We start from the raw sequence: 3714 nt of genomic DNA on the forward strand, positions 1-3714 counted from the left end.
CGCGGGATGGAGCAGCCAGGTAGCTCGTCAGGCTCATAACCTGAAGGTCGTAGGTTCAAATCCTACTCCCGCAACCAGTGTCACAGAACGGCCCGAAGCAACCGCTTCCGAGGCCGTTTTTTCTTGCCCCAACGCAAGCAAACCGGCCAGCTCGCCGACCAATTCGATCATCAAGCCGCTGCCGTTCGGGATCAGTCGAACCTCTGACAGAAGACTCCGAATGTGCGTGCTGGCCGCTGTCTTCGTTGAGGGTTCGTTCAATGCGGCTGTCAGGTCTGCTACCTTTTCCCGGTAGAGATCGGACAGACCGGGATGTAGCAGGACCGGGGGATTTGATCGGACGTGCGCAAGTTCCAGTTCCAATGTGGTCTTGCTGCGTTCCAGCTCATCCATCTTCGCTTTCATGCTGGGGTGGAACATACCTTCCGTGATTGCTTCGACGATGCTGTCGATCTTACGAACGATCTTCGCCAGTTCCTCTTCGGATTTGGCCTTGTCCCTGGTCGCCTCCGACGCCAATCGGTTGTATTCCGCCTGGTAGGCAGAGACAAACTCAGCGATCAGATCAGGATGCAGCAGTTGGTCCTTTAGCCCCGATAACACTCGGGTCTCCAGCGCGTCACGCCGGATGGTCAATCGATTATTACAAGTCCCCTTGTTCCGGGCATTTGCACAGCCGTAGTGAGCTTTGCCGACAATCGTGTATCCCCCACCGCAACACCCGCAAACAAGCAGGCCCGAGAAAAGATGTTTGGGTCGATGGGCACGTTCCGGACGCGCGAGGCCATCACGGATGACATCGCTGCGCGCGGCCTCCTGCCGGACTTTGACCTTGGTCCAAAGATCATCTGAGACGATACGCAACTCGGGTACGTCTTCGATGACCCAGGCTTCGGGATCGTTCATCCGTGCTTGTCGCTTGCCTGTTGCCGGGGCCTTGATGAACCGCTGCCGGTTCCAGACCAGACGGCCGATGTAGAGTTCGTTGTTCAGGATGCCTGTGCCGCGCCGCCAGTTGCCGTAGATGGTCGAGGCGCCCCAGCTTGCGCCGCGTGGCCCAACAATGCCGTCATCATTCAGGCGTCCCGCAATCGCACGGGGGCTGTGTCCTTCAGAGAATTCCTGGAAGATGCGCCGGACAATCGCTGCCTGGCCCTCGTTGATGACCCGTTCTCCGGTGGTCATCTCTCCACCTGGAAGGAACTCGCGCACCACGTCATAGCCAAAGGTCACGCCGCCCGCGGATTTGCCCTTGCGCACACGTCCTTCGAGGCCGCGATGTGTCTTCTGGGCCAGGTCCTTGAGGAACAGGCTGCTCATCGTGCCCTTGAGGCCGATGTGCAGTTCTGAGATCTCGCCCTCGGCTATGGTGACAATCGGGATGTCCTGGAACCGCATCTGTTTGAAGAAGGAAGCAATATGTTCCTGGTCGCGGCTGATCCGATCGAGACCTTCTGCCACAACAACGTCGAAACGGTTGCGGCCCGCATCTTCCAGCAGCCTTTGATAGGCGGGACGAAGATGGGAGGACCCACTGAGACCACGATCCGCGTAAGTTTGGGCCTCGGTCCAGCCGTTGCCTCGAATGAGCCGAAGGCACAAACGGCGTTGGTCCTCGATCGAGGCATCGCTTTGCAGGTCGGTGGAATAGCGTGCATAGATCGCTGCGCGCATGCGGCGGGCCTTTCGTCAGCTTTGGCCCGCCCTATTATAGGCACGAAAAGCGCCTTGTCTTCCATTTCCGATTGCACCCGGGTGCACTGAAAATGCGTTGTCGGCGTAGAGAAGGCTCACGCCTTTTTCCGGTTTGTCTTGGTTGCCGAACGCTGGTTTTGCAGCGCGTTCAGCTTTGATCGCAGCAGAGCCTGGTAGTCAGAACATGCGGACAACCCGGTCGCTCGATTGTAGTGCTTATGAGACATCTCCAATGTGGCATGCCCGAGAAGATCCTTGATGATGTTGACATGCTCAGGATCTTGCTCGGCGATACTGGTGGCCGCGATGTGACGAAACTTGTGGGGCCGAAGTTCAATGCCCAACAGTTGTTTCGTTACTCTTGGCAACTCACGAGACAGACCATCTGCTGTGAGCCCTTTCCCATACTGATTGACCCAAAGCGCATCCGTTGAACCGGCACCAAGAAGAACCGGTCGATGGGCTTCCAGGTAGGATTGCATCGGTTGGACCAGCAGATCGGGAAGTGGGAACCATCGGCCTCTGCCGTCCTTCATGTCTTCCGGTGAAAACCGGATGTTGAAACCACTGGTTGTCCGCTGAAGATGTTTACTTGTCGTCATCGCCAAGAGCGCCCGACGTCGCACTGGGCGAGAGATCAGGAAGGCGATCATCAAGGCAGAGCGGAAGTGAATTGCCCGCTTCAGGTCGCTGGCTGATGAATTGGCCCCTGCATTCTCTAGCCAAGCCAGGCTTTTGGCCAAGACCTCGCCTGCGCTTAACGGAACCGGCGCTGGTAAGCTCTTACGATCTGACTGATGTTGCAGTCGTTTGAACAGCCTGTTCAGCCAGTCCCAATCTCCTGTCGGAGCCATCGCTCTCGCGATGACATACAGGTCACTGATCATGCACTTGAGGGTGACGGAATTCACCCGTGCCGAGGCCTCGTCAAGAAACCCGCGCACGGCCTCTTTCGAAATGCGCGTTGTCGGGGGTTGGCCCAGTAGCACGGGTTGGTGGCGCAAACACCAGGACAACCAGTACCCGTAACTTTGACGTCGTTTTTTCTGGCTGCCCGCTGACCAATCTGCGCAGGGCCCAACACCATCGAAAATGTCACCTGTGGTGAAAAGGCTCTCCCAGGCGGCAATGTCCGCCTGGGGCCAATCCTTGTAGAGAAGGACAAGGGGAATGGTTTTAGCCATCTTTCTTTCCCTTCCACTTGGCAAGAACGACCTGGTCATAGTGACTGTGCGCCCACTGGTTGTTGAGTTCAGCATAGAAATCCATCGTGGTCTGGAGCCGCTTGTGTTTGAGCAAACGCCGCACTGTCTCGAAATCGCCTGGCCGTGCTTCAAGGTAGAGTTTTGCCGCGATGTGTCGGAACAGATGGGGGTGAACTTCCAAACCGGTCTCGCGGTAGACGCACTTGGTCAGCTCACGACCAAAGTTGTCTGGCGTGCGGGGTTTTCCGTCAGTGTTGCGCGGAAACAGAGCGCGTCCGCTGGCTTGCGAGATCTGCGGACGGAACTGCATGATGTAGCGATGCAGCAATTTGGAGCTGCCGCTGGTCAATTTGACCTCAATGGGCTCCCCATTCTTGACCTCGGTACCCTCAATGCGAATGGAATAGAGAGTATGGGTTCCGGTGCGGAAAGGGATCACGTGCTTGTCGAGATCCAACCGCGACAGGTTCTTGATGCGCATCGGGCAGCTCAAGAGGATGGTCAAAGCCGCTGCGTGCATGGCCAACTGAGCGCTCTTGCGCAGGACGGGCTTGTTGTCCGCCCGAGCCATCAGTGTTTCCGGCAGGCTCAGCAAACGGACCACAGCCTCCCAGTCGTTGAACTGGGCGAGACGTTCGCTGTTCTTGGCGCTCATCCCACGGGGAGAAGTTGCGACAGTCTTGTGTAAATGCTTGAGGGCTTCGACTGCCTGTTCGGGAGCCTGCAAATGATGTCGGTGTTGATTTCCACCCAGAAGTGAGCCGGGTTTTTCATCGAGAAGTGAGCCACCTCTGTTTATGGATTTCGGGTTATG

General features: G+C 57.1%; 3 protein-coding genes and 1 tRNA gene. 1 reads left to right on the forward strand and 3 read right to left on the reverse strand.

What is annotated here, in order from left to right:
- Nucleotides 1-77: transfer RNA gene (locus G0P99_RS17220), tRNA-Met, on the forward strand.
- Here G0P99_RS17220 and G0P99_RS17225 read toward each other — a convergent pair.
- The 3 genes from G0P99_RS17225 to xerC form a co-directional block, all read right to left on the reverse strand.
- Entirely contained in the window at nucleotides 34-1674 is a 1641-nt protein-coding gene (locus G0P99_RS17225) for a recombinase family protein (RefSeq protein ID WP_164131727.1), read from the reverse strand. The two genes, G0P99_RS17220 and G0P99_RS17225, sit on opposite strands and share 44 nt — an antisense overlap.
- Before the next feature lie 116 nt (nucleotides 1675-1790).
- Nucleotides 1791-2879 (reverse strand): site-specific integrase, encoded by a 1089-nt coding sequence (locus G0P99_RS17230; RefSeq protein WP_164131725.1) that lies wholly within the window; start codon nucleotides 2877-2879, stop codon nucleotides 1791-1793.
- Nucleotides 2872-3714 (reverse strand): tyrosine recombinase XerC (gene xerC, locus G0P99_RS17235; RefSeq protein WP_164131726.1); only part of this gene is annotated, 843 nt, incomplete at its 5' end. The genes G0P99_RS17230 and xerC, both read right to left, overlap by 8 nt.

Source organism: Ruegeria sp. PrR005 (assembly GCF_010500245.1).
In the GTDB taxonomy this organism is placed as follows: domain Bacteria; phylum Pseudomonadota; class Alphaproteobacteria; order Rhodobacterales; family Rhodobacteraceae; genus Ruegeria_B; species Ruegeria_B marisflavi.